21 protein-coding genes and 6 pseudogenes are annotated in these 26,553 nt (G+C 31.9%); 21 read left to right on the top strand and 6 right to left on the bottom strand.

The features are described from left to right. Positions 1-118 precede the first annotated feature (118 nt). The 6 genes and pseudogenes from JFU18_RS02905 (at position 119) to JFU18_RS02880 (ending at position 7,555) form a co-directional block, all read left to right on the top strand. Positions 119-599, top strand: a pseudogene (locus tag JFU18_RS02905) (SRPBCC family protein). A 79-nt stretch (positions 600-678) separates the two neighbouring features. Then, a pseudogene (locus JFU18_RS02900) lies at positions 679-3,850 on the top strand (ATP-binding cassette domain-containing protein). 446 nt (positions 3,851-4,296) lie between these two features. Then, complete coding sequence (locus JFU18_RS02895) at positions 4,297-4,638, top strand: PadR family transcriptional regulator (RefSeq protein ID WP_002085418.1); 342 nt, start codon at positions 4,297-4,299, stop codon at positions 4,636-4,638. After that, a complete protein-coding gene (locus JFU18_RS02890; protein WP_201031046.1) occupies positions 4,635-5,150 on the top strand; it encodes a DUF1129 domain-containing protein in 516 nt (171 codons plus the stop codon). The genes JFU18_RS02895 and JFU18_RS02890 overlap by 4 nt, the downstream gene beginning before the upstream one ends. 1 nt (position 5,151) lies before the next feature. Next, complete coding sequence (locus JFU18_RS02885) at positions 5,152-6,612, top strand: serine hydrolase domain-containing protein (RefSeq protein ID WP_201050232.1); 1,461 nt, start codon at positions 5,152-5,154, stop codon at positions 6,610-6,612. 130 nt (positions 6,613-6,742) lie between these two features. Next, a complete protein-coding gene (locus JFU18_RS02880) occupies positions 6,743-7,555 on the top strand; it encodes a MerR family transcriptional regulator (RefSeq protein ID WP_201031048.1) in 813 nt (270 codons plus the stop codon). A 140-nt stretch (positions 7,556-7,695) separates the two neighbouring features. On the opposite strand, the gene JFU18_RS02875 is transcribed toward JFU18_RS02880, so the two are convergent. Continuing rightward, entirely contained in the window at positions 7,696-8,412 is a 717-nt protein-coding gene (locus JFU18_RS02875) for an SDR family oxidoreductase (protein WP_201031049.1), read from the bottom strand. A 186-nt stretch (positions 8,413-8,598) separates the two neighbouring features. On the opposite strand from JFU18_RS02875, the gene JFU18_RS02870 reads away from it, so the two are divergent. From JFU18_RS02870 to JFU18_RS02835, 8 genes are all read left to right on the top strand, one after another. Then, positions 8,599-8,946, top strand: coding sequence for a winged helix-turn-helix transcriptional regulator (locus JFU18_RS02870; protein WP_085311273.1), 348 nt, complete (start codon positions 8,599-8,601; stop codon positions 8,944-8,946). 292 nt (positions 8,947-9,238) lie between these two features. Then, positions 9,239-9,991 carry a class I SAM-dependent methyltransferase gene (locus tag JFU18_RS02865; protein WP_201031050.1) on the top strand — a complete coding sequence of 251 codons (753 nt, stop codon included), beginning with the start codon at positions 9,239-9,241 and terminating at the stop codon, positions 9,989-9,991. A gap of 136 nt (positions 9,992-10,127) precedes the next feature. Further along, positions 10,128-10,961 (top strand): alpha/beta fold hydrolase, encoded by an 834-nt coding sequence (locus JFU18_RS02860; RefSeq protein ID WP_201031051.1) that lies wholly within the window; start codon positions 10,128-10,130, stop codon positions 10,959-10,961. 117 nt (positions 10,962-11,078) lie between these two features. Further along, on the top strand, positions 11,079-11,873 hold the full coding sequence (locus JFU18_RS02855; RefSeq protein ID WP_201033815.1) for a VOC family protein: 795 nt from the start codon (positions 11,079-11,081) through the stop codon (positions 11,871-11,873). Positions 11,874-11,987: 114 nt separating this feature from the next. Then, a complete protein-coding gene (locus JFU18_RS02850; RefSeq protein WP_201033816.1) occupies positions 11,988-12,695 on the top strand; it encodes a phosphotransferase family protein in 708 nt (235 codons plus the stop codon). Between the two features lie 156 nt (positions 12,696-12,851). Next, positions 12,852-13,448, top strand: coding sequence for a TetR/AcrR family transcriptional regulator (locus tag JFU18_RS02845; RefSeq protein WP_016091395.1), 597 nt, complete (start codon positions 12,852-12,854; stop codon positions 13,446-13,448). Positions 13,449-13,652: 204 nt separating this feature from the next. After that, positions 13,653-15,032, top strand: a complete 1,380-nt coding sequence (lpdA, locus tag JFU18_RS02840; RefSeq protein WP_201033817.1) for a dihydrolipoyl dehydrogenase — start codon at positions 13,653-13,655, stop codon at positions 15,030-15,032. A gap of 246 nt (positions 15,033-15,278) precedes the next feature. Then, entirely contained in the window at positions 15,279-15,734 is a 456-nt protein-coding gene (locus tag JFU18_RS02835) for a cupin domain-containing protein (RefSeq protein ID WP_201031055.1), read from the top strand. Between the two features lie 114 nt (positions 15,735-15,848). Here the strand turns inward: JFU18_RS02835 and JFU18_RS02830 are convergent. Next, positions 15,849-16,352: pseudogene (locus JFU18_RS02830) on the bottom strand (phosphotransferase enzyme family protein); the annotation flags it as partial. A gap of 388 nt (positions 16,353-16,740) precedes the next feature. Here JFU18_RS02830 and JFU18_RS02825 point away from each other — a divergent pair. Continuing rightward, complete coding sequence (locus JFU18_RS02825; RefSeq protein ID WP_201050231.1) at positions 16,741-17,817, top strand: helix-turn-helix domain-containing protein; 1,077 nt, start codon at positions 16,741-16,743, stop codon at positions 17,815-17,817. Between the two features lie 68 nt (positions 17,818-17,885). Here the strand turns inward: JFU18_RS02825 and JFU18_RS02820 are convergent. Together JFU18_RS02820 and JFU18_RS02815 are read right to left on the bottom strand one after the other, a co-directional pair. After that, positions 17,886-19,578, bottom strand: a pseudogene (locus JFU18_RS02820) (M3 family oligoendopeptidase). A gap of 17 nt (positions 19,579-19,595) precedes the next feature. Next, positions 19,596-20,534 carry a DMT family transporter gene (locus JFU18_RS02815; protein ID WP_201033818.1) on the bottom strand — a complete coding sequence of 313 codons (939 nt, stop codon included), beginning with the start codon at positions 20,532-20,534 and terminating at the stop codon, positions 19,596-19,598. A 121-nt stretch (positions 20,535-20,655) separates the two neighbouring features. Here JFU18_RS02815 and JFU18_RS02810 point away from each other — a divergent pair. The 3 genes and pseudogenes from JFU18_RS02810 to JFU18_RS02800 all read left to right on the top strand — a co-directional run bounded on the left by JFU18_RS02810 (position 20,656) and on the right by JFU18_RS02800 (position 23,699). Continuing rightward, a pseudogene (locus JFU18_RS02810) lies at positions 20,656-21,818 on the top strand (aminotransferase-like domain-containing protein). 451 nt (positions 21,819-22,269) lie between these two features. Continuing rightward, on the top strand, positions 22,270-22,686 hold the full coding sequence (locus tag JFU18_RS02805; RefSeq protein WP_002127537.1) for a VOC family protein: 417 nt from the start codon (positions 22,270-22,272) through the stop codon (positions 22,684-22,686). A gap of 134 nt (positions 22,687-22,820) precedes the next feature. Continuing rightward, the gene (locus JFU18_RS02800) at positions 22,821-23,699 is read left to right on the top strand and encodes an SDR family oxidoreductase (RefSeq protein WP_201033820.1); all 879 of its coding nucleotides are present in this window, start codon (positions 22,821-22,823) and stop codon (positions 23,697-23,699) included. 234 nt (positions 23,700-23,933) lie between these two features. Here the strand turns inward: JFU18_RS02800 and JFU18_RS02795 are convergent, their stop codons facing one another. Continuing rightward, positions 23,934-24,587 (bottom strand): CPBP family intramembrane glutamic endopeptidase, encoded by a 654-nt coding sequence (locus tag JFU18_RS02795; RefSeq protein WP_085311295.1) that lies wholly within the window; start codon positions 24,585-24,587, stop codon positions 23,934-23,936. Between the two features lie 425 nt (positions 24,588-25,012). On the opposite strand from JFU18_RS02795, the gene JFU18_RS02790 reads away from it, so the two are divergent. Next, positions 25,013-25,216, top strand: coding sequence for a hypothetical protein (locus tag JFU18_RS02790; protein ID WP_000290880.1), 204 nt, complete (start codon positions 25,013-25,015; stop codon positions 25,214-25,216). 35 nt (positions 25,217-25,251) lie between these two features. On the opposite strand, the pseudogene JFU18_RS29715 reads toward JFU18_RS02790, so the two are convergent. Next, positions 25,252-25,493, bottom strand: a pseudogene (locus tag JFU18_RS29715) (hypothetical protein). Positions 25,494-25,620: 127 nt separating this feature from the next. On the opposite strand from JFU18_RS29715, the gene JFU18_RS02785 reads away from it, so the two are divergent. Beyond that, complete coding sequence (locus tag JFU18_RS02785; RefSeq protein WP_201033821.1) at positions 25,621-25,893, top strand: Rossmann-fold NAD(P)-binding domain-containing protein; 273 nt, start codon at positions 25,621-25,623, stop codon at positions 25,891-25,893. After that, positions 25,877-26,374 carry a DUF421 domain-containing protein gene (locus JFU18_RS02780; protein WP_002085380.1) on the top strand — a complete coding sequence of 166 codons (498 nt, stop codon included), beginning with the start codon at positions 25,877-25,879 and terminating at the stop codon, positions 26,372-26,374. The genes JFU18_RS02785 and JFU18_RS02780 overlap by 17 nt, the downstream gene beginning before the upstream one ends. Positions 26,375-26,553: the final 179 nt, after the last annotated feature.

Raw genomic sequence — 26,553 nt, 5'->3', positions numbered from 1 at the left:
AAATTACCATTCACACATTAAATTAATATTTCATTGCCATAGAGATTTCTTTTATACATAAATTCGTGTAAAATAAAATAAGAACATATATTCTGTATGCAAGTAGGAGGCAATAAATATGTTGGCTGAAATAGAGAAACAAACTGACGGCTATATTGTGAAATTTGAACGCCAATTTTCTTATACAATAGAGGAAGTTTGGTCTGTTTTAACTGAAAACAGCAAGCTTAAAAAATGGATGTCTAATTTACAGATTGAAAATCTTAAAACAGGTGGAATTATAAAGTTCGACATGATGGATGGTTCATTTTTAAATATTGATATTTTAGAGTGCCAACTAAATTCAGTACTTGAATTCACATGGGATAAAGATTGTGTCCGATTTGAAATACATAAAGAGGAAAATGGTTCTCTTTTACTTCTTAAAGAATACATTCAGGAATTAACTGATCATACACCGAAAGATATAGTCAGGTTGGCATATTTGTTTAGATCTTTTTTCTTCCGTTTTAGAAGGAGAAGAGAAGGTGTTTTCAAAAGATGAGTGGGAATATTGGTTTGATAATTATAAGGTTAAGGTTGATGAGTTGAAAGATTAGGGATTAAATTCATGGTATTTATTATGTAATTATTATCTTATAAAAATGATTTTTAAAAACAATAAGAATAGAGGTTAATATGAAAGTAAATCAATTAATTGCTAATAACATAAATAAACTTGATACTGTTATTCCATTTAATAAATCACTTGGTATTCGTTGGTTTATCTGGATCTGGAAAAACAACTATTTGTCAAACAATTGGTGAAGAATCAAAGAAGCGTCTAGTTTCCTTATTGCCAAAGGCTGAATATCAATATTTATTTCCTAATATTATGGAAACTAATTTTAGTGCCATTAAGATGGAGGAAATGCCTTTAGTACTTTTTTTAGGAAAATCATCAATTTCTTCCAATCCGCGTTCGACGATTGGTACTCATACAGGTGTTTTTAAAGAGATTCGTGAAAAACTAGCGGAAGAATTTAATCTTTCACCTGAAGTCTTTTCATTTAATAATCAATTAGGTTGGTGTGCTGGCTGTAAAGGGCGTGGTACTACTAAAAATATTGAGTGTGAAAAATGTAAGGGGAAACGTTATAGTGAAGAAGTTGAACAACGTACTATTGAGTTATTTGCTAAATCACATACAATTTCGGATATTAACGATTTAAGTGTTGAATCTATTCTTTCATTAGCAGAAGAATTAAATATCAGTGAAGCAAAACAACATATACTGCAAAATATTATCAATATGAACATTGGTTATTTAACATTAAATCGAATTATGGGTACGTTGTCAGGTGGAGAATTAACACGACTTTACTTAGCTGAATTCATGGCAGTTAGTGAAAATACTGTAATTATTATTGATGAGATTTCAGTTGGACTTGATAATGAAACATTGTTGCAAATATTAGAAGAAATCAAGCAATTAGGGTGTAAAAATCAAATCTGGCTCATTGATCATTCAGATACAGTACTGGATACAACAGATGAGCAATTCTTCTTCGGACCTGGTAGCGGAAAATATGGTGGACAAATCGTGAAAGAATCACCAAGACCAAAACCAATACTAACGGAACGAAATTACGAAATGCCAACAGAATATTATACATTCCATGAATTATATTGCCGAAATATCCAAATGACTGAGTTTCAGATTCCTAAAAATAGACTTGTAACTGTTACAGGAGAGTCTGGATGCGGGAAATCTACACTTGTCAATGAGTGTTTAGCTACAGATTTCTTGAAACGGTATCCAAAAGATAAACTAGTTATGGTAGGGCAAGATCGAAACCAATCGATTACAAGTCGATCAACTGTAGCAACTTTCCTAGATGTTAAAAAGAAACTGACAAAGTATAGTGAAGAAATTGATGATATTTTTGAGCGCTCAATTGAGGATATTATTGATGAAATTCCAAATGAAGATATTGCGTATAAACGCTTGAGCCTACTAATCAAATTAGGACTGGGATATTTAACATTAGAACGAAAAACACAAACATTATCAACGGGTGAGTTTCAATGTGTTCATTTAGTTTCTGAGTTATTTGCAAAAACAAGAAATCCACATACATTGTTTATTTTTGATGAGCCCTCAAAAGGTTTATCGCAAAATATTTTAAATCAATTTATAGATAGTGTTAGAGGGATATTGCAAGATGAATCAGTCACTATCATAATGATTGAGCATAACAGTTACATGCTAGAAAGCTCTGATTATATTGTCGATTTTGGAAAAAGACAGGTTGAATCTATAGAGCATCTTGATGTAGTAAGTCATGAGGATTATTATCGTCAAAAAAGCAGTGTGAATAATGCTGAACAAATACACATTTCTTCAACGCTTAAGCGTAAAGAAGGAGTTCACTATTTAAAAGCAAATCATATTAACTATTTTAAAAATGCTGAAAACGTTTATAAGGGTGGTATTTTAAAAAGCTTATCATCAATGGCACGATTAATTTATGGTGAATATGAATCTGATACAATGGCACCTGTTGTTGCTATTGATCTCGAAAGACATTTGTATAGTCAATATAGTTTCTTATATGAAATTGGTGGATTGATCAATCATATTGTAGCTGCTCATCCGACTAATAAAGATACGAGAAGTTTCGATTTCTATTCTCAGGATAATCATTGCCCATCTTGTTCTGGACGTCTTCAAATTGAAGTTTTTGATAAAGAAATTACAATTCAAGATAAAAACGTTCCATTTTGGGATGGTCTATTCGATCCGGAAATCATGAAAGTATTAAAATTTTATCAATATGAAAAAATAGAATTTCTATTTGAAGAAATTAAAAATGAGCTTGGTCATGATTTGACGAAAAGCTATAATGATATGTCTGAGGAAGAGAAACATACATTTTGGTACGGCTATTTTGATAAGTCCTTTTATGATAAGAAAGGAAAGACACGTAGAACATGGGTAGGATTTAATACGATTATTGGCGGGTATATTGTTATTTCAAAAGCAGCTATTAAAGAAGATATTAAGACTTCTAAAGAAATGATGACATGTCCAATTTGTAAGGGGACTTTATTAAATCACCACAAACCACTTAATTTTGGAGATACAGATATTCGTGAAATTATTAATCAGCCGCTTAGCGAAGTATTAAAAATTGTAGGAGATTTGCCTGTACTCGTCAAGTTGAAATCTATCGTAGGTGACGATATGATTATGACAGAAGATGTTTCTTTATTACCTAGAAATATACAAGTCGCACTGAAAATGTTTGAATTAGAACAAGCAAGCTTTTCAAATTATGAAATGGTGTTACAAAATGTTTTACCATTCTGGGACGAAATAAAAGGAAATATAGAATCCATCTGCTTCAACAATCAAGTAACTATTTGTGATTTTCCTAATGTTTATGAAACAAGAGAAACCATTATAGATAAGTATTTCACAAATGGTAAATATAAAAAACTAACATATGTATACGAAGCATTTGGTTACAAAAAATTAATTACCCAAATTAATAAAATTAAAAAAAGCAACCCGTGTCCATTCTGTAACGGAAAGAAAGTTATAACCGAAGATAATCTACATGATGGCGTGTTTAAATTAACAATTCCATGTATAACTTGTAATGCAAGTGGTATTAACGATGAAGGACTTAAAGAAATTGTTGATGGAATAGATGTGCAAACATGGTTAACTGGAAAAGTTAGTAATGTTGTGGATGAAAGCTTACGAACTGAGGATGTTGCAGACATTCTAATATTTAATCGAATTCGTGAGTTGGATAAACGAGATATGATGGCGGTTTATAAATGTCTTGAGAAAAATAATTAAATTAAGAATAAAAAATAGTGGTTAGTAAGTGATTAAAAACTCATTTGCAATAATTTGCAAGTGAGTTTTTGTTTGGAGAAGAACTTGTTGATTTTAAAATTTTAATTTATTTTGACAAAAGATTTAAAAAAAGTCACTTGTAATACTTAAAGAATTTATTTGTAAATTATAAGTTGAAAGATATAGCAGGTGGGCAAACATGATTAAATATGTTTTTATTAAGTTTTAGTAAGAACTTCTACATCGGTGAGATGGAGTGTTAACACTTTAATAATAATAATTTATTATATAATTATTATTGTATAAAAATGATTTTTTCGGGGTGATAAATAAAACTCTGATATCTATATCTAATTAGATGAAAAGAATCTGAGGTTTTTCTGATTCTTTAAATTTAACAGAAATATATACTTGAATGAAGTATATATTTCTGTTAAATTTATCCTATGGATAGAACAAGTTTAATTAAAGGGAATTTAGAAATGTGTGTATTGTCTATTTTGTCTACAAAGAAAAGTTATGGTTATGAAATTATGAAAGAACTCGAAGTACATAATTTAAAATTGAAAGGAGTAGGAAGTATTTATCCCATTTTAACTAAACTGAAAAATCAAGAGTGGGTTAATACTTATCAAGAGGTGACGGATAGTGGTAAAGTTAGGATTTATTACGAAATTAATGAAAATGGAAAATTGCGTCTTGAGAAGAAAGTTAATGAATGGTTAGAGTTGCAATCTGATATTAAAATATTATTAAAGAGTGGTTTGAAAGGAGACCTTCTGAAATGAGGAGTGAATTAAAAGGTAAAGAACAGCAATTTTTAACTGGCGTACTTAAGGAATTAAAGCAATACGATATAAGTTTAGAAGAAAGGGAAAATATTAAACAACAAATTTTAGAGCATATCCAAGAATGTCGTGAACATGGTGAGGAAAGTATAAATGACCTAGGAACGCCTCAATTATTTGTTCAAGACTTTTTGGAGATAAATGAAATTGATCTGCGAGTGAAAATGAAACAACTTCAAAATATAAATAAAAAATCTAATACATTAATCATAATTGGTATATTCGTCGCATTTATTACATACCTCATTTCACAAACTACACTTTCAATATTTTTAACTGAATCCCTTAATTCAACCGACAGTGAAAATAACTTTAATTTTAATCTTTTATATCGAATAGCAGAAAATCAATGGTGGAACTCTATATTAATAATGATTAGTTTAATGGTTTCTTTATTAATATCTATAATTTTAGTAATTTATAAAAAAAGAAAGTTATCCGAAGTACATTAAGATGAAGATATCGAAATATAAATTGTTTCTAATTTGTATAGTTTGTAATGTATTAATGTTATGTATTGCACATTCAAAAGTTTACGCTCAGCAAAATATTAGAGTTACTTTAGATATTTATATTGAAAAATTTTTAAAGGAACATAAAATTCCAGGGGCTTCAGTAGCTATTGTACATAATAGAGATGTATTTTACACAAAATTATGGGGGGTTACTGGAGAATCTGAAAAAAAGATAACTAGTAAAACACCATTTGCAATTGGATCAATAAGTAAATCTTTAACTGGTCTAGCTATAGTGAAGTTAATAGAAAATAAAAAAATAAATTTAGAGGATTCAGTTCAACAACATCTTCCTTGGTTTAAAGTAAAAGATAATCAATCGGCCTCAAATATAACAATCCAACATCTACTAACACATTCAAGTGGAATGAGTACCTATGAAGGTTTAGCATTATCAGATAAGCAATCAAAGACTACTACGGCAATAAAAGAAAATGTAATGAAACTGTCGAATGTAACATTAACTGCTCCCCCAGGACAAAAATATCAATATAGTAATGCAAATTATCTCGTTCTTGGTGCACTTATTGAGGAAGTTTCAAAAGAGACATACTCTACTTATATGGAGAAGCAAATTTTTCAGCCATTAAGAATGAATGGTGCAGCAGCAAATAGTGAAGATTCTTATAAAAAGGGTTATTTAACAGGTTATCAATCATGGTTTGGAATACCAAGAAAAAGTACGGTGTCGTATGATAATGGTGGGACACCATATGGATATATTACAGCAAATCTAGAAGATATGATTCAATTCATTAAGTTTTTGAATCACCAAGAGCATACACAATTTTTAAATAAAGATAGTATGGATCTTTATTTATCTCCATTATATAAAATAGATTCAGCGAAATATTATGGTTTTGGACTGAGGACAACAAATATAAATGGAAACGAAAAGATGGTTTGGCATTCAGGCTCAACTCCTGATTCACATGCAGAAATATTTATTTTAAATGAAACTGGTCAGGGTGTTGTGATTTTAACGAATAAAAATCATGTTTTAGAAGAAGCATCACTACCAGAATTTAAAAAAGGAATTATTAATATTTTGAATGGTGAAGAACCGGTTGATATACCAAAAAATATACCAATAGTTCAAATTGGTATGTCAATATTAATATTCGCACTTTTCATTACAGCAATTATGTTAATAATAAAGTATAAACGTAAGAAAATTTGTAAAAAAATGACCTGGCTTTTTCTAGGGAGTTTATTTCTAATATTATCTATTACTTTAATTCCACTTCTTATTTATAGTACAAATTCACCGTGGCAGACGATTAAAACGTTTTCTGCAGATGTAGCGTTGCTCATTAGTATTATAGTTACTTTATTGAATGTAAATGGATTAATATCAATATATATTGCGTTGAAAAGCGAATTGGTAAATAAGTCGTAAGAGCTTTTAATTATATAAATATAATACATTAAATAATTGTTTAAACTGTTATAAATAGTTGACTCTCACACAATGTCATTGTTTAAGCTTAAGTTGAGCTTCGAATAATTGTAATAAATAGGAGGAACTAATGTTCAAAATAGGGGATTTTTCAAAACTTTCTTCCATTAGCATACGTATGTTGAGACATTACGATAAAGTGGAATTATTACAACCAGTAAAAGTCGATGAGCAAAGTGGTTATCGCTTTTATTCAGCAGCCCAATTAAAGAAAGTAAATCAAATTCAAGTGTTAAAAGATATGGGATTTAATATTGCCACTATTAAAGAATTAGTAGAGAGTGAAAATATTGAAGTAATAAAGTCACAATTTGAAAATCGTAGTGCTCAAGTAAAGGAAGAAATGGACGATCTCAAAAAACAATTACGTCTCCTCGAAGACTCAATGAAAACGATGAGAGAGGATGTTATTGAAATGAACTATCATGTTTCATTAAAAGAAATTCCAGAAAGAAATGTAGCAAGTGTTAGAAAGGTTATTCCATCGTATAATTGCGAAGGGGATTTATGGAGTGTATTGATGCAAGAAATTAATGTTAAAAATATTAGTATAGCTAATCCGAGTTATAGTATTGCTACATTCCATGATCAAGAATATAAGGAAAATGATGTGGATGTAGAAATACAGATAAATATTTTAGGGGAGCATGAAAATACAAAAGATGTTAATTTCAAAAAGATAGATCCATCCTATGTAGCTTCAATAACAGTTAACGGAAGTTATGAACAAATGACAGCTGTAAATGAGGCGGCAGCAAAATGGATTGAAACGGAAGGTTATGAATTAGCTGGACCGATGTTTAATATTTATCACGTTAGTCCAGCGATGGAATCAGATCCTAATAAGTGGGTTACAGAGGTTTGTTATCCGATAAACAAATAAACAATAAAGTAAAAAAGGCATCGTATATGCCTTTTTTACTTTATTTCCATCTGAAAATATTTAGCACAAAGGACTCGTTGATTAACCATAATAGCCTCCTTAATACTAGTTAATCTAAGGAGGCATTGAATTGTTATAAATTAATGATATGTGTATCCTCCATCAGGAAATAATACATTACCTGTAGTAAAACCATTTTGCATTAAATACAGGACAGTATGTGCAATTTCATCATTATACCCAGGTCTCTGTAAAAGAGAAAGAGATTTATAATCTTCATAAGCAGCTAGTCTTTTCTCATTTTGTTCATTCTCTCTTCGTATCGTTCCAGGAGAAACAATATTAACTCTAATAGGAACTAATTCAACAGCTAAAGCTTTCCCTAAGCTTTCAATAGCACCATTACAAGCGCCATAAGCAGGTGCACCTTTAAGTGGTCTTTGACTAAATGCACCGGACATTAACACGATAGATCCAGAGTTTGAAAGAAAAGGAATCGCATATTTTACGGCGTAATATTGTGGCCAAAACTTTCCGATAAAGCTGCTTTCAGCAATTTCCTCTGTAGCGGTTATTGGTCCAAGTGTGTAAGAGGCTCCCGGTGTGAATAAATGATCAAAATTCCCAACTGTCTTGAAAAAATCTTGTAATTGCTCTTTATTTTGATTATCCAATACATAAGTTTGAAGATGGTTGTTATTTATTAATTCTCGAGAAATTTTTAATTTTTCTTCCGAGCGTCCTGCAATAATAACATGTGCACCTTGTTCGATTGCTTGTTTTGCTGTTACTAATCCAATACCAGAGCTTCCACCAATGATAACGATACGAGTATCTTTTAATGTAGTAATAGACATATTTTAGCCCCTCCTTTAATAAAAACTTTAAAATAAAACTGCTATGCTTTTATTATTCGCTAAAAGATTGCAAGTGAAAAGTACGCACTTTATATGTACATAGTCGCAAATTTCGTACTAATCGCTTGTTATATGGATACATAATATAAAAAATTACGCATTATAATTTATGATTTGAGGGGAGTGGTGAGGAAAGTGAATTTAGAGGAACCGAAATTAAAAGGGGTAATAGCGACATTACAAATAATCGGTGGGAAATGGAAGCCACTCATTTTATTTATATTATTAACAGATGGAACGAAACGGTTTGGTGAATTAAAGCGATTAATACCAGGCATTTCTCAAGGAACATTAGCGAAGCAGCTCCGTGAATTAGAGCACGATGAACTAATAAAACGCGAAATTTATCAAGAAATACCACCTAAAGTGGAATATAGCTTAACTGAGCATGGAAAAACAGTCAGTATTGTTTTGGATAGTATGTGTGGTTGGGGAAGAGGACATTTAGAATATATCGATAAAAATAAACTATAATATTATTATGTAAACTAAATGGGATTTGTCGAAACATATCGTTTTAATAATTTTTATTTTATAATATATAATTAAATAGTGTTATAGGTTATTATATATGCAGTCTTCCAGATGAGGTGATATAGATGAAATGCTGTATCGTTCGAAGTAACTAGTTGTTCGGGGCTGAAAAAATGCGTAGCAGATATAAAAGGAGACATAGGCCCTTTTACGATAAAATCAACTATGAGTCTATTTCAAGGATCATCATAATTAAACATTTGATGCATTTTTACAAAGGGGCAATAATAAAATGAACGAATTAGAGTATAAAAACTTTTATGATAAAGTGGGACGATTAAACGGATGGGACTTTAGTAAATTAAAATGTGAAACTGTAGGAGACATTTGGGACTTTTATGATGAAGTAAAAATAAGATGTAAACCAGCAGACATTCTAATTGATGTTGGTACAGGTGGAGGCGAGAATGTACTAAAAATAGCATCTTCAGCTGCATCACTGATTGGAATAGATAATTCTAATGGAATGATCAAAACAGCACATTTTAATTTGAATAAAGCAGGTGTACAAAACGTTGAATTTCTCCAAATGGATTCTGAAGTTTTAACGTTTCCGCATGCTCATTTTGATATTGCTTCAAGTTGTCATGCGCCGTTTGTAGCATCTGAATTGGCAAAAGTAATGAAAAAAGGTGCTTTTTTCTTAACACAACAAGTTAGCGAACATGATAAATTAAATCTTAAAGAAGCATTTGGTAGAGGGCAATGTTTAGGTGAAAGAGATGGTACGTTAAAAGATAAGTATATGGGTGAACTTATTAGTGCAGGATTTGAACTCGTACAAGTACGTGAATATGATGTTACTGATTATTACAGTACTCCTGAGGATCTTATTTTCTTATTAAAACATACGCCTATTATTCCTAGATTTGGAGAAAAAGAAGAGGACTTTAATATTTTACAAAAGTTCATTGACGCTAATAGTTCCGAAAAAGGTATTCGTACGAATTCAAAAAGGTTTATGATTATTGCTGTTAAATCATAGTGTATTTTAACGTAAAAGCTGATTTTCTTTAAAAGAAAATCAGCTTTTTTTGTGGAAAAAAATGCAGGGAAAACTTAAAAATCATAGAAATAGGTAAAGTGGTAATCTAAAAATTGAAATATAGGGGATAATTATTTTGAAACGTTACTATATTAACAATGAAAAAATAAACGCACATATTACTGAGTGGGGAAATAATGAAAAGCCCGTCATCTTTTGTTTACATGGGTTAGGTAGTACGAGTTTAAGTTTTATAGAAATTGCAGAAGAATTAAAGGAAGAGTATAGATTTATCTCCATTGATGCACCTGGGCATGGTAAAACACCGCCCTTTGAAAGAACGGAAGATTATGAGATGCTGAATTTAGCAAACTGGTTAAATGAAATAATAAATGAACTGAGAATTGAACATTTCTATTTTTTATCACATTCGTGGGGAAGTTTTGTAGCACTATTTTATTTATTAAATAATCCAGAAAAAGTACTAGGAAGCATTCTTATTGATGGAGGATATCAAACAAAAAGGCTTCAAGAAGAAACGCTTGAAGAGGAAATCGCGTATTACGAAAAGGATTTTGAAGAATATATTTTTAATAATTGGGATGGATTTTTCAAAAGTGAAAAAGAAGCATATAATAGGTGGTCTCCATTATTAGAAATTTCTGTAAAAGATCTAGGGATTGAAATGGATAATAAAGTATGTTGGCATGCGAGAGGTACAACAGCTGGTAATATAATAAGAGGTATGCATAAAGATGAAACGATAGATATTTACGAGAAGTTACCGGCTAATATTATATTGCTTCGAGCTACAGTTCCACAAATATGGGATGAATATAGAGATAAAACAGTGAAAATTTTCAAGTTAAAAACTGGCGCGAAAGTAAAATTAATCTCTGATACTACACATTTGTTACACTGGGATAAACCAGAAGTTGTTATTGAGGAAATAAAAAGTAATTGGAGCTAACATATTCATACTAAAGTTGTAGTTTTTACACGAAAAATCCACCCTTCGGTTTGATTTTATCTATTTATAAGTGTAATACAATAAGAATAGATAATAAGAAACAAGGGGGAATGTAAAGTGATTACACATATATCAGATATAAAACTACAAACGGTTTCTATAGAAGGGGTAAAACAAGTTTATAAAGACATATTATCTTTTCCAATAAAAAAAGAAACCGCATCATATATTCAATTTGAAGTAACACCGTATACAACAATTAGTTTTCAAGAAGTATATGAACCAATTGCACCTGCGCATTTCGCTTTTGAGATCCCATATTCAAAGTTCCATGAAACGGAAAAATGGCTTAAAGAGTCTGGATTACTCATTGTGAAATGGAAAGATGGTCATACAATTGGTGAGGAGAATGGTCTATTCAATTTATACTTTAAAGATGGTGATGGAAATCTTCTCGAAATTATTGCACATAGTTATATTAAAGAAGATGTATTAGTCCCGCATTCACCGTTAAACATTTTATACGTAAGGGAAATTGGTCTTCCGGTTAAAAGTGTACCTGTATTTACGGAATGGTTGAAATCAAATCTAGACATGAAAACGAAGGAAGATGGGGATGTTTTTAACTTTGTAATAGGTGGCACTGCATATATCGTTGCAACCTGGTGGCAGCGACCGTGGATTCCAATCGCGATGAAAGCTTTACCACCGAAAGTACATGTTTCATTCGGAACACCGGATCATGCGTTTTTACAACAAATCCAAAATAACTTTAAGAAAAATGGTGTTCCATTTGAAAGTAAACATACTGAAGTATTGTTTATTCAACAAGGGTATTCATTTTCTGTTTTGCATACACCGGAGTTTCATTCCGATATTCCTAGAAAATTAAACTTACCACTTTCTATATAATTATAGGGAGGGTAAGTTTTTTCATTTTCATGAAGAAGGGTTTCAGTATAATTACACTGAATTTATAGAGGACTATAAGGCGTTATTCTAATTTACTGTAAGGAGAGAAATGAATTGAATCTAGGAAATCCGATAGCCAAAGGAAATACGGCTGAAATTTATCTTTGTGATAATAAAGTTGTGAAATTGTTTAAAGAATGCCTCCCTAATACAGAATCTCTATACGAAGCACAAAAACAAAAGTATGCATATTCATGTGGTTTACACGTTCCTAAAGTGTTTGAAGTTACAGAGATACAAGGTAGACAAGCTATTATTATGGAATATGTAGAAGGGGAAAGTGTTGGTGAGCTTTTGCTTAATAATTTGAGTAAAGCGGAGCATTATATAAGTATATGTGTTAGTGAACAACAAAAAATTCATGCTATATCTGTGAGCTCGGATGAAATAGAACCGATGGAAGAAAGGCTTTATCGTCAAATTAACTCCGTACATGATCTGGATGAAAAACAAAAGGGAAATATATTAAAAAAGTTAGATTCAATCACATTTGAACCTAGAGTATGTCATGGTGATTTTCATCCGTTTAATTTAATTATGAGTAATGGTGATGTGAATATTATAGATTGGGTTGATGCTAGTTCAGGTGATATTCGTGCAGATGTGTTTCGGACATACTTATTATATTCACAGAATTCAGTGGAATTAGCTGAAATGTATTTACATATATATTGCAAAAAAACAGGTCTATTAAGAGATGAAATTTTCCAGTGGGCTCCTATTATTAGCGCAGCTAGATTGGCAGAGAGTACACCTCTGTAAATAAAAGATGTTTTCAAGTATTTATTTTGATCCCTATTAAAATAGTGAATCATTTATTTTTTTACTCATTGATTCTCTCCGTTATTTTTCTTGCTAATTCATTTCGATTTGTCATATACTTAAAAGAGACCAAACGTTTTCTTTTAGGAGGACACAATGCGTAAAGGTGAATTAACAAAAAGAATGATTCTTGATCGTTCCTCTGCTCTGTTTAATGTAAAGGGGTATAGTGGTTCTTCAATTTCTGATATTATGCGAGAGACTGGGCTAGAGAAGGGCGGTATTTATCGTCACTTTAAAAATAAAGATGACTTGGCTGTTCAAGCCTTTCAGCATGCAACTTCACAAATGGGAGTGCGTTATGTCGAAGAGATAAAAAAAGCATCCAATACGTTGGATAAGTTAAAAACTTTTATTTCAGTTTTTACATCTCTCATTCATAATGATCCTCTTCCTGGAGGGTGTCCAATCATGAACGTAACGTTAGAAGCAGATGATTCCCATCCTCTCATGGCAGAACAAGCACAGATAGCGATGAATCAATTACTTGGAATAATTGAAAAGATTATTACGTATGGAATTGAGCAAGGAGAGTTAAAATCAGATACTCAAGCAAAACAGATTGCTATCATCTGGATTTCTTCTCTTGAAGGAGCACTTGCCTTGTCACGCTTATACCAAGATACAGTTTATATTGATACAGTATCGTCACGACTTTTAGATGAATTGGAAAAACAAATTACGGCCAACTAAGCCGTAATTTTTATCGCAAAAAAGAGACTGTTCGGTTTCTTTTTTTGAGGGGGTGATCACTTAATAGAAATTCCATGATGGAACTATGAAAGAACGGATGAGAGAAGAATGGTACTAATACAAAATAGTAAATTGAAAAACGTGTAGAATATGAACGATTTCGGCCTACCTGTTTCTAATTTTTGGAGGAGTGTGAAAAGGGATATGAGAGAATTTGAAACAATCGTAATTGGATCTGGCCCTGGAGGATATGTTGCTGCAATAAGAGCTTCACAATTAGGGCAACAAGTGGCAATTATAGAAAGAGAGAATCTTGGTGGCGTATGTGCTAACGTCGGCTGCATTCCATCTAAGGCACTTATTTCTGTAGGTCATCGTTTTGAGGAAACAAAGCATTCAGAAAATATGGGTATTTTTTCTTCTGGTGTAAATGTTGATTTTGCAAAAGTACAAGAATTTAAAAACAACGTTGTAAAGAAATTAGTAGGTGGTGTAGAAGGGTTATTAAAAAGCAATAAAGTAGAAGTGATAAAAGGTGAAGCTTATTTCATGGATGCTAACACTATACGAGTAACCAATAAAGATGCAGCTCAAACATATACATTTAAAAATGCAATTATAGCTACTGGATCACGCCCAGTTGAAATTCCAACATTTAAATTTACAAAACGTGTGATTAACTCTACAGGTGCACTTAGTTTAACTGAAGTTCCAAGTAAATTGGTTGTAATCGGTGGTGGTTACATTGGTACTGAATTGGGCTCTGCTTACGCTTCCCTCGGTTCTATAGTAACAATTATTGAAGGAGGTAAAGATATTTTAACTGGCTTCGATAAACAAATGACTCAAATTGTGAAAGAAGACCTTATAAACAAAGGTGTTACAGTAATAGTAGATGCATCCGCTAAAGGTGTAGAAGAAGTTGAAAATGGTGTAATTGTTACCTACGAAATTGGTGGTGAAGAAAAGAAAGTTGACGCTGATTACGTATTAGTAACGGTTGGCCGTCGTCCTAATACTGAAAATATGGGTTTTGAAAAAATCGGTATTGAGTTTTCTGACCGCGGTTTATTAAAAGTTGATCAACAATGCCGTACTAACCTTCCGAACATTTTTGCTATAGGAGATATCATTGCTGGTCCACAGCTTGCACATAAAGCATTTTACGAAGGGAAAGTAGCTGCCGAAGCTATCTCTGGTGAACTATCATTTGTTGATTACTTGGCAATTCCAGCAGTTTGTTTCACAAATCCTGAATTAGCTACAGTTGGTTATGCTGAAGAGCGAGCAAAGGCAGAAGGCATGGAAGTAAAAGTGATTCAATCCCCATTTTCAGCAAACGGTCGTGCACTTGTATCAAATGAAGGAAAAGGGTTCTTGAGGCTATTGGTGCGTAAAGAAGATGGTGTATTAGTAGGTGCTCAAATCGTGGGAAATGGTGCATCAGAAATAATTGCCGAAATGGGTTTAGCAATTGAATCAGGCATGACAGTTGAGGATATTGCATTAACACCACATGCTCAACTAACTTTAAGTGAGATTGTGATGGAAGCTGCTGAGGCCATAATTTACAATTTTAAATAAATATTAATTAATAAAAATTGGATTGCTTCGTTTTTTAGAAATTCTAAATAAAATAAATGTAGAGATAAATAAATATGTAAAAAACAATCTTTACTAATAAACTTCTTAATAACATATTATGGCTAATTGAGCCGTTTTTTTACCGCAAAAAAGAGACTATTCGGTTTCTTTTTGTGAGAGGATTTATTCATTTATTAGAGAATGAAAAGTGAAATTATGGAAAATGAATATGAGAGGAGAATACAAATGAGTCAATTTGTTAATTCAACAATGGAAGGTAAAAATTTTAGTGCTGTTCAAGTAGGAAAGTGGGAGGATCTGCTTCAATATAAAAATGGAAATCCATTTAAAGCTCCTGGAAAGGTATTTCTTAAAGATGACTTACAATGTACAGGGATGGAAGCTTCACTAAATGTTTTCCCTCCAGGCATTTCAATGCCCTTTTATCATAAGCATAGAGAAAATGAAGAGCTGTATATCTTCGTCAAAGGACAAGGGGAATTCAAGATTGATGATGAAATCCTTGAAATCAAAGAGGGTACTGTCATAAGGGTGGCACAAGAGGGGGAAAGAATTTGGCGTAACAATTCAAGTGAACCTCTTTATTTTATTTGTATTCAAGCTAGGGCAAATACTTTGGAAGAAAGTAATATCGAGGATGGTATTAAGCTAGATAAATTCGTTGAATGGATTGAAAAATAGGTGCCACTGTACGATTAAATATCGTTTCGCTCCTTGTATTTTGTCTTTTGAAGAAAACTTATCTATAGAAAAGTACACCCAATTGTTAAACTGAATGTAACAATTGGGTGTACTTCATAGGAAACCAACTGTGTTTAAAGAATGGCTTTTTTCAATCTTTATTCTATAAAGGTTCATTATCCGTACTTGCTCCTCAGTTAACTCTTCTTTATTCCAATACATATGCATTAAACTATATTCGAATATCTCCTTTAATTTAATAAACAATGGAAGCTGCTCTATCATTTCTTTAGGTAGATCATTTTCCTCCTGGTATCCGTCGATTATTGCTTTTGTAATAGAATTCTCATAGTCGACTATGTTGCCATTCCCAACGAAAGAATATTCTATCGCGCTATAGACTGGAACAGCTAAATCGAATATGTAAAAATGTTTTTGACAGTCTTGAAAATCAATCATTGTTAAATTTAAATCATTGTCCACTAATATGTTTTCTAACCATAAATCTCCGTGTATTAAGCCATAATTTGAAGGATTCTTTGGCAGTTCCTTTGTAGAAGCTAAAACGTCAGATGCAATTTCTCTTATAGTAGTTTCTTCTTTAGGGATATAGTTTATTAATTAGTTTAAGTATCTCTTTTTCTATATTATTCATTTTAACTTCCTTTCCAAACATAAATTTTCCACTCACAAAACTACTAGTTCCTTAACTTACAAATTTCGTGTTTTATTTGGTAGAATCCTTTAAAAAAGATTTATCCCGTAAAAGTCCGATTAGTATGGGATAATAAGCAGTGGGGAGGAACAAACTCCCCACTGCTTAAAGTTTCACTTTATTGGAAAGTTAAGTAAATGTATGACAAAATAAGATAGCTGAAAAAATATGAAATGAGTAATTACATATGATATTTAAAGGTTCTAGAGGGTGGTTAATGTTATAAACCACAAGAAATATCAAAAGAAAGAAGTGGATACTTCTTATAATATTTAGTGAGGAGGGAGATAAATGAATGAACATATACAGCTAATGATTGAATGGATTGAGGGCAATTTTAAAAAGGAGTTTTCATTAGATAAATTATCTGATTATATGGGGTATTCTCCTTACTTCTGTTCGTTTAAATTTCATCAAGTAACGGGGATAAGTATTAGACGATATATTCTTCTTAGAAGATTGTATTTATCAACGGAAGATTTGACGAATGATAGAAAGATAATTGATATCGCATTTGATTACGATTACTCTTCGCAAGAGGCTTATAGTAGAGCATTTAAAACTGTTTTTGGTATCACCCCAGGAAAATTCCAACTTAACAAAATACCGGTTCAATCATTTATTAAACTCTCAATCAATGATGGCAAGGAGTGGGATAGAATGAATTTTTCTAGAAAAGTTGAAGTTAATCAGTTACGAAATGCGAAGAGTGAGCTGTTTGATAAAGATGTACTAAACATATTAAATGGTCAATTTATGTATGAAGAATTTAAAAGTGAAAGACTAATGGGGGAGTCTGATTACGCTCCATTTAATGAAGCTATGTGTGTAAATGCGACTACTGCACAGATTTTTGATGATGAGTTTATTAAAACAAGGGCAGAAGGACATCAAGGTACTGTAGAAAATTATATGAAAAAGGTTATTCATCCTTTAGAGAATCTTTTTAAGAAAGAGTATAAATGTATCGTTTTATGGTTTGGTGAGGATATGTTTTGCCAAATGAATCTACTTACCGTACTTTCTTACCTTGAACAGTCTGATTATAAGGGAAAAGTATACTTAAATAGCTTCAGAGAGGATGAATTTAAAGTAAGTCAAATTGAACTTGAATTAGGGAACTATTTTTCTGTTTACAATGAAGTTCTAGTAAATCATAAAAAGCCATCTCATGAGATACTACCTGTAATGTATCAGGCGATAGATTTATATTTAGAGATGCTAAAAGAAAATAATGTAGTAGTAAAGTATATCTCCAAAAATAAAGATTTACCAACACAAGAGTTACTAACAAGGTTGTTTAATCTTTTTCCAACAATAGGATATGGGGACCTACAATATATAGAGCTTATTAATAAAGCGAGATAAAGATTCAATTTGTATTGAATAAAAAAACAATAAAAAATGCACCTATAAGGACAGATGCATTTTTTTATTTATATTTGTTTAAGTAATTCCAATTCCTCTTCTACAAATGCCATTAATTCTTTTATTGTCTCACTAGAAAAATCAAAACGAATTCCGACTGCTTCATATACCTCTGGTAAGGATTCAGAGCTACCTAGAGATAATGCTTTTTTGTATTTTTGTAGTGCTTGTTTAGGATTCTCTTTATATTGTTTATACATTTGCAATGCACCAAGTTGCGCGATTGCATATTCGATATAATAGAATGGTATTTCGAATATGTGTAGTACAGGTAACCAGCCAGTTGCTATCCAGTTTTCATAACCTTCAATATTTACCACATTCGATTGGTAAGTGTTATGTAATTCTAAATATTTTTCATTTCTTTCTTTAGCAGTATGATTTGGATTTTCATACATCCAATGTTGGAATTGATCAACGATAAGCATTTGTGGTAAATACTTAACAATATCTTTAAAGAAATCTAATTTTGCTTTTATAAATTCTTCTGTATCCTCATAAAATGTATCCCAATACTCCATCGAAAACAATTCCATTGTCATGTCTGGCTAGCTCAGCTGATTCTGAAGGGATTTCTAAATATTTTTGTAGCTTTAGCTGCTTCATACATTCATTATGAATACTATGTCCCATTTCATGGAGGAAAGTAGTAACATCATAATGTGTATGATTGAGATTCATAAAAATAAAAGATAATTGAGAAGCAGGTAAGTGTTCGCAAAATCCTCCAGGTGCTTTTCCTTTACGACTTTCTAAATCTAAGCAATCATTTTTATGCATACGGCTCAATAATGCAGAAAATTCTGGGTCTAGTTTTTGTAAAATATGAGAACTTTTTTCGATTAAATCACTCTCGTCTTCAATGGGTTTTAATACTTTTTGATTTGGTGCGGCTGCTTTTAGATCCCACGGACGAAGTGTATCTACTTGAAGTTCAGCTTTTTTCTCATTAAATATATTATCAATAAGTGGTACAACGTATTTACGAACGGATTCTGCAAGTTCATAGCAATCATCAGCCGTATAATCAAAACGTTCATGTTTTTTAAACATATAATCACGATAATTATCTAATTGAATGTTTTTTGCCTTTTGGTGACGGATTGCAATTAATTCATTTAAAATATGTTGTAAATTATTTTCAACAGATAAGAATTTTTCAGAAATGAGCGTTTTTGCTTTTTTTCGTATATCACGATTCGGATTTTGTAAGTAAGACTGTAGTTCAGTAATTGTTTTTTCTTCGCCATCCCATAGTGCAGTCAAACTGCCTGTAATTTCGAAGTACTCGGTTACTAATTTGTCTTCTTTTACTTCTAAATCAATGTTCTTTTCACAAAATAATGTTTGCGCATTTTTTGTTTTTTTATCTAGTAAGCTATAAGTTTTTGGATCAAGTTGCATTCGAAATGGTGACTCTAAATATTTATTATCAAAGGAATTTTGATAACGTTTCAAAAGAGGCCTTACATATTGTTGATCATATTCAAACGTATCTTTTATTTCTTTGTTATCTGTATTACATTGAAAGTCAATATAGTGTGATCTCAATTGTTCTTCGATTTCCCATATTAATTTCGACTGTATTTTCAGCCAATTTTCTAAATCTTCTCCTGAAGAAATGGGTTTACTTAATAAAGTAGATAATTCGTTCTCTAGCTCATGTATATTACGGATATCGATCGTATTAGAGTTCTGCATTATTTACCCCTCACTTTTTATTTACTCAAGGAGGTATTCTTCTTTTTCGCTATGATTCCTTTTTTTCCTAGAAAATTTGTGCCTATTACTCCAAGAACAATCATAAGTGTACCGACAATATGATAGTAGGCAATTTGCTCGTGTAAGAATACAACGCCTGCGATAATGGTAATAAGTGTAGATAAGTTGCTAAAAACACTTATTTTGGCTGCTTCAATATAAGATAATGAATAGTTTAATAATAATGCTGTCAGTAAGGAAGATAGTAATCCTAAATATAAAATGGAGATAAGGAATGTTCCATTCGTAAATGGCTTAAAGTATACAGTTATTGTACCTTTGTTCATATGGTCAATGATTGCGATGAAATTAAAACTAATAAAACCGATTGCCGTCATTGTGTATGTTAAATCCATCAGCTTGAATTTCTTTGTCATTTTTCGAGCTAATACATTGTAGCAAGCAGATGATAATGCCGATAATAAAATGAGAATAACACCGATGAAGCTCGTTTCATGAGCCCCTATACCATTCATAACAAATATATAAATGACACCTATGACAGAAATACATACTGATGTTTTTTGCCATGTATTCGTGTATTCTTTTAAAAAATAGGAAGCTAGTATCATCGTAAATATAGGGATTGCTGCTTGTATAATTCCAGCTTCAGATGAACTTGTATATACTAAGCCAAATGCTTGGAAAGCAAAGAACAATGCTGGATAAAATATTGCGATTGGTAAAAGGGCAAGTATGTTTTTAAATGATATATTTAACTTTACAAAACCGAAAATAACCGGAATGCTTGCTGCTATGAAGGCAACTGTAAAACGGTGAGCCAGAGTATCAAGAGGACTCGTAATGGTTAGTGCTAGTTTCACAAACATAAATGAAAACCCAATAATAAATGAATAGAGTAATGCTGATATATATGCTTTTGTTGTATTTGTCATAATTCCACCTCATAGTAGTTGATTTCTTACTGGCCAGTATACGTACATAGTAATCCTTCTGATCTAGTGCTACAATGTGAACAAATACAAACTGTACCGGTACAAAAAAATAGGAGGTGTAATGATGTATAAATATTTACATGTTTTGAACGACTTAGAAAGTATGATTCAAAATGGTGAGATAAAAGAAGGAAAGAAATTACCGTCTATACGGTCGCTTGTTACACAATATGAATGTAATAAGGCGACTGTAATACGAGCGCTACATGAATTGGAAAAGCGTCATATTATTTATTCTGTACCTCAAAGTGGATACTACGTTGTTAAGAAATCTGGGAGTTACATAGAAAATAACGAGATGATTGATTTTGCTTCCTCAGCACCAGATCCAGATGTTTTTCCATACTTAGATTTTCAGCATTGCATTAATAAAGCGATTGATACCTATAAGAATGATTTGTTTATATACGGAACACCGAAAGGGTTACCATCTTTAATTTCGGTTGTGCAAAAACAGTTAGCAAACTATCAAGTTTTCACAAAGGAAGATAATATATTTATAACGTCAGGTGTGCAGCAGGCGCTTGCAATACTAACTTCTATACCATTTCCGAATGAACATAATATGATTCTAATTGAACAGCCAAGTTACCATTTATATATTGAATATGTAGAAACAAATAACATTCCTGTAATCGGAATTAAGCGTACGCATGAGGGGATAGATTTAAATGAACTAGAGCGGATATTCAGCACAGAAAAAATTAAATTCTTTTATACAACTCCAAGATTTCATCATCCACTTGGAACTTCGTATTCTAAAAAGAGAGAGAAAAGATTATTAAACTTGCGAAGAAATATAATGTATTTATAGTAGAAGACGACTATTTAGCAGATTTAGAAACTGATTCAAAAGTAGATCCGTTTTACAGCCAAGATAATTGTAATCATGTTATATATTTAAAAAGTTATTCGAAAATCATCTTTCCTGGTTTGCGAGTCGGTGTTGCAGTCATCCCGCAATCCATTGCAGATGCCTTTTATAAGTATAAAAAGATTTTAGATATCGATAGTCCTATGATTTCGCAAGCTGCTTTAGAAATTTACATAAAGAGCGGAATGTTTGATCGGCATAAACATAAAATAAAAGCATCTTACTACAATAGGTCAAAAAAACTAGCGGCAGTAGTAGAAGGTGTTCAAAATGAAAATCCACATTTGTTTACTTCTAGAACAGTAGATCCAATTGGAATACACACTTGTTTACAGTTGAAAAAAATATAGTCACGGACACATTTATTAAAAATTTAAGCAAGAGTCAAATAAGCATAGATTCTATTGATAAAAATTATTTAAGTAACTTTCATAAAGAGAGATTGTTAAAGTTAAATGTATCTAATGTAAAAGAAGAAAAGATTGAAGAAGGGATTGGCAAAGTAATTGGGGAAATAAAACGAACGAACCGTGTGGATTTTCAGTTTAAAAAAGAATAAAAATTATGAGGGGCGTGTTTTGAATAGAATAGCTTTGTTTGTATGTATTGCTCTTATTGATTCACAATATTATTGTTTAATTACAAAAAAATCGTTACGTTCATGATCTGCCATTAAAAGGGCATTTTCTTGAATATGGATAAGAGAATAGGTTATTTATATGTGAATTAAAGGTAATTCAGAAGATGTTATTTCGTTTTAGTATGTGGAAATATTACTCAACATTATGGAGGAGATCGATTATGAGCAATACACAGACATTACGAGGGCTAACCACAGTTAGTTTTTGGACAGATAATCTAGCAGCCGCAAAGAAATGGTACGCTGACCTATTAGGAAGTGAACCATACTTTGAACGTCCAGGATATGCCGAATTTCGCATTGGCGACTACCAACACGAGCTAGGTTTAATCGATAGCCGTTATGCGCCAGCTGATTCAGTGACCGGCCCATCTGGCTCTATAGTGTACTGGCATGTTGATGATGTAACAGCAACTTTCAATAAGCTACTGTCTATGGGAGCAAAAGAATATGAGGCACCTACAGAGCGCGGCGTGGGATTCATCACGGCTTCCGTAGTTGATCCCTTCGGAAACATATTAGGCGTTATGTACAATCAGCACTATTTAGATGTGCTGATTTCGAACAAAAAAGCATGAACTTCGCTGCTGCACAACGAGGCATAGGGTGCAATGCTAATCAAATTTAATTAATATTATTTTAACCCCTTCTTAAAATCAGAACGGGGTACCGAAAATAATTATACTTGATTATAAAGAGTAAGGAGAATCACATGAAACCATTACAAGGAAAAGTAGCAGTTGTAGCAGGTGCAACAAGAGGTGCTGGAAGAGGTATTGCGATGATGCTTGGTGAAGCTGGCGCAACTGTATATGTAACAGGAAGAAGTACAAAAGGGAATTTATCCTGTATGGGAAGAACTGAAACGATTGAAGAAACGGCAGAGCTTGTTACAAAGCAAGGCGGAAAAGGAATAGCAGTTCGTGTTGATCATACGGTAGAAGAAGATATTAAAGCATTATTTACAAAGATTCAAGACGAACAAAATGGACAGCTTGATATTTTAGTAAACGATGTTTGGGGCGGCGATCCTTTAACGGAATGGGAGAAACCTTTCTGGGAACACAATCTACATAACGGACTACTTATGCAACAAAGAGCTGTTCATTCTCATATAATGACAAGCCATTACGGTGTACCATTAATGGTGAAAAATAAAATGGGACTTGTTATTGAAATTACAGATGGAGTCGATTATCAATATCGAGGTAATTTGTACTATAGTTTAGCAAAAGTCTCAACAATTCATTTAGCAGAAGCTATGGCGAAAGATTTAGAACAACACAATATTACAGCTGTCGCAGTTAGTCCAGGATTCCTTCGTTCAGAAGCGATGTTAGATATATTTGGTGTAACAGAGGAGAATTGGCGAGAAGGAGCTAAACAAGACCCTCATTTTATCGCATCAGAAACTCCTTTCTTTGTTGGAAGAGCAGTAGCAACCTTAGCAAGTGATCCAAATGTTCATGAAAAAACGGGACGAGCGTTAAGTTCATGGGAATTAGGAAGAGAGTATGAATTTACAGATATGGATGGAAGACGCCCAGATTGGGGGGAATATTTTGAGGAGAATGTTTTGAATCAAAATTAATGTTTTTAGAGCACTCAATAGCTGAGTGCTCTTTTTCTTTATACTGTACACAAATAATAAAGTCCTCTTAAAAATAAAGTGAAACTTTAATCAGTGTGGAGGTGTCCATTCTCCACTGATTATTAGCCTTCACCAATCGGGCGTTTACGGGCAGTTATCTCCCACCTAACTTCCTAGCATTCGCCGAATTTTGAGGTGGGAATCTTACTGCCCGCAAATAGAGGGATAAAATAGTTATTTAAAAAGCATTGGTACAAATGAAATACAGTCAAAAATAAAGTGACAAATCCAACTTACCCAAATACTTTTTGAATTTTTCCATATATAATTTAGTGCTAATCTAACTGGGATTATAGTTATTAATAACTGCATTGGCACAAAACCATAAGCTGGAATATGCCACAAAGTGAACAACAAACTACATATTAATGATGCCGTGCCAAATTTTAATCCTAATTTTTGTAATGCGATAATTATATTAGTGCAAATCAACTCTTCACCCATTAACATAAAGGGTACACGGAATAAAATCATAGAAATACTTATTACTTCAGCAACGGAATTTTTAGTTGCAGGTTCAAAAATGTAACTGAATATTAAGTTGGAAGCTATACCTACGATAATTGTTAAAGGCAAACCCCAAAGTAATGTCTTAATATTAAAATGTTTAAATTGCTCTAATGATATTTTTCCTAAAAAATAGTATCCTATAATTCCACATAATACAAGATTCCATAAAGCTTCAAGAATCATTCCCAATACTTCAGGTATATTATCCCCTAACACTGCGAAAAGTTGATATACAATCCCGGAAATAATTAATAATCCCAAAGCCAAAAGGGATTTTGAATCAATTTTCTTCTCTGTTTCTATAATCTTTGTTTCCACAACAGCCCCTTCTTTCTTATTATTTCATTGATTACGAATATATAATAGCACATTGTTCTCCAAAATAATGGTAATTGAGACGATCATAATAATTTTATTTTTCCAAATCAGTAAGTCCAAGATTAGGAGATTCCTTGCAAGAATTATTTAGACCAAAACTTATTATTAATGTCGTGATTGAAATAAAGCATATTGCAAATGGTGTGAAATAAAGCAATTATTAAACAAAAATAATAATCGCCCATCAAATTTATGAGTAGGCGATTAATGTATTTCTAAGAACAAAATTAAACAACTTTATTATCTTTACACATATATCGCATAAAACATTTTTTAACTTCATTAAATATATAGGGAATCATTACCAAAAAAATGATATCCTTAAAAGTATAGTCTATATTTTGTATAGGAGGGTGATGGAGTCTATGGCGGTACGTATAGTCGATGATTTACAACAATTCTCTTTATTACTTATGTTTTTGAGTACATTAATATTTTACAGATACTTAAAGAAGATTAAACGAGAGAGAAAACTGACTTCTTTCGAATGGACAATGTATTTTGTCACTCAATTCGCGACTTCCATTTGGGCAATTACTTATTTTATTAAATTCTTGTCTGAATCGTAAGTTACATTAAACCATTTTAGTTTACTGGGTTATTGTTATCTATTAGGGATATAAATATAGTCCGTATCTAAGTCAATGACGACATCGCTCTTAATGTCCTCTTGTAATGACTTTGGAATGTTTTCAAAATGATAACGTACACAAAATAAATTTATAAGCTCCTCATTAGATAACTCTTCATTTTTTACGTTAAAATACATTTTTTTAACTTACTGATAGAACAGTTATGACCAATAACATACTCATTAATTCCATATCCATCAAATTCAATTATCATGTTATCACTATTGGTTGCTAGCCAACATTATAGCTTTAATTTTGGATGAATCTTTCATATTGATTATTATACATAGCTTATATATGTCTCGTCTCAATTATGATATTCAAAATAAGAAGAAACACATTTGGAAATTTTTTTAGCAGGTGCAACAGCACGTTCTTTAATACCAATGCCAATAAAAGAAGGTCATACTGTGTACGCAATGATTCGTAACGAATCACAAGTAGAAGCAATGAAGAAAGTTGATGCTTTACCAGTACTAGCTGGGAGAGAGGTGCTTCAAAGAATAAGGCACGTAAAGAGAATGGATACTTTAAAATGTAATAAAAATCCTTTAATGGGAATACTAGTAACATTCACTATTAAAGGATTGGGCTGTAATGAATATACTTTTTGAAAGCATTATTTTAATCCTCACTGGAATTATTGTTTTAAAATTGACAGGTAGTAAATCTGTTAGCCAAATGACGAGAGCTGAAATTATTATTGTGGTTTCTATAGGACGTATTATTGTAGAACCTATATTAAGTAGGAAAGTAGGCCCATCTATTTTTGCTGCGTTTATTTTTGCGGGTGTTTTACTTATTATTCATTTTTTTGAATTGAAATCACGAAAAGTAGAAAAGTTTCTAAATGGAAATAGCATTATTGTTATAGAAAACGGAGAAATCTTAAAAAAGAATTTATTACGCGCGAAAATGTCAGAACAACAATTATTTATGCATCTGAGAGAAAAAGGTATACATGAAATCAAGAATTTACAACAAGCAACTGTAGAAACGAATGGACGGATTGGGTATCAACTAACTACCAAGGCACAACCAGTTACTTTGGAAATGCTAGAAAAGCTTCTAGAGCAATGTAATCTGAAAAAATAGTTTTAGACTGAAAAGCGCTTCTTGTACATAAAGGCACTTTTCGCAAACGTGTAAGAGTCCCTTCAGTAATCCTGAAGGGACTCTAATTTACCGAGGGTGATAACAATCAATATTACGATTAACAACAACATTAAAGTTCATAAAAATAAACAGAATGAATAATTGACAAAAAATGAGAA

The sequence above is a fragment of the Bacillus sp. TH22 genome (assembly GCF_016651015.1).
Lineage (GTDB): Bacteria > Bacillota > Bacilli > Bacillales > Bacillaceae_G > Bacillus_A > Bacillus_A mycoides.
Note: the sequence above shows the minus strand (reverse complement) of the source record. Positions and strands in the feature narration are given on the sequence as shown.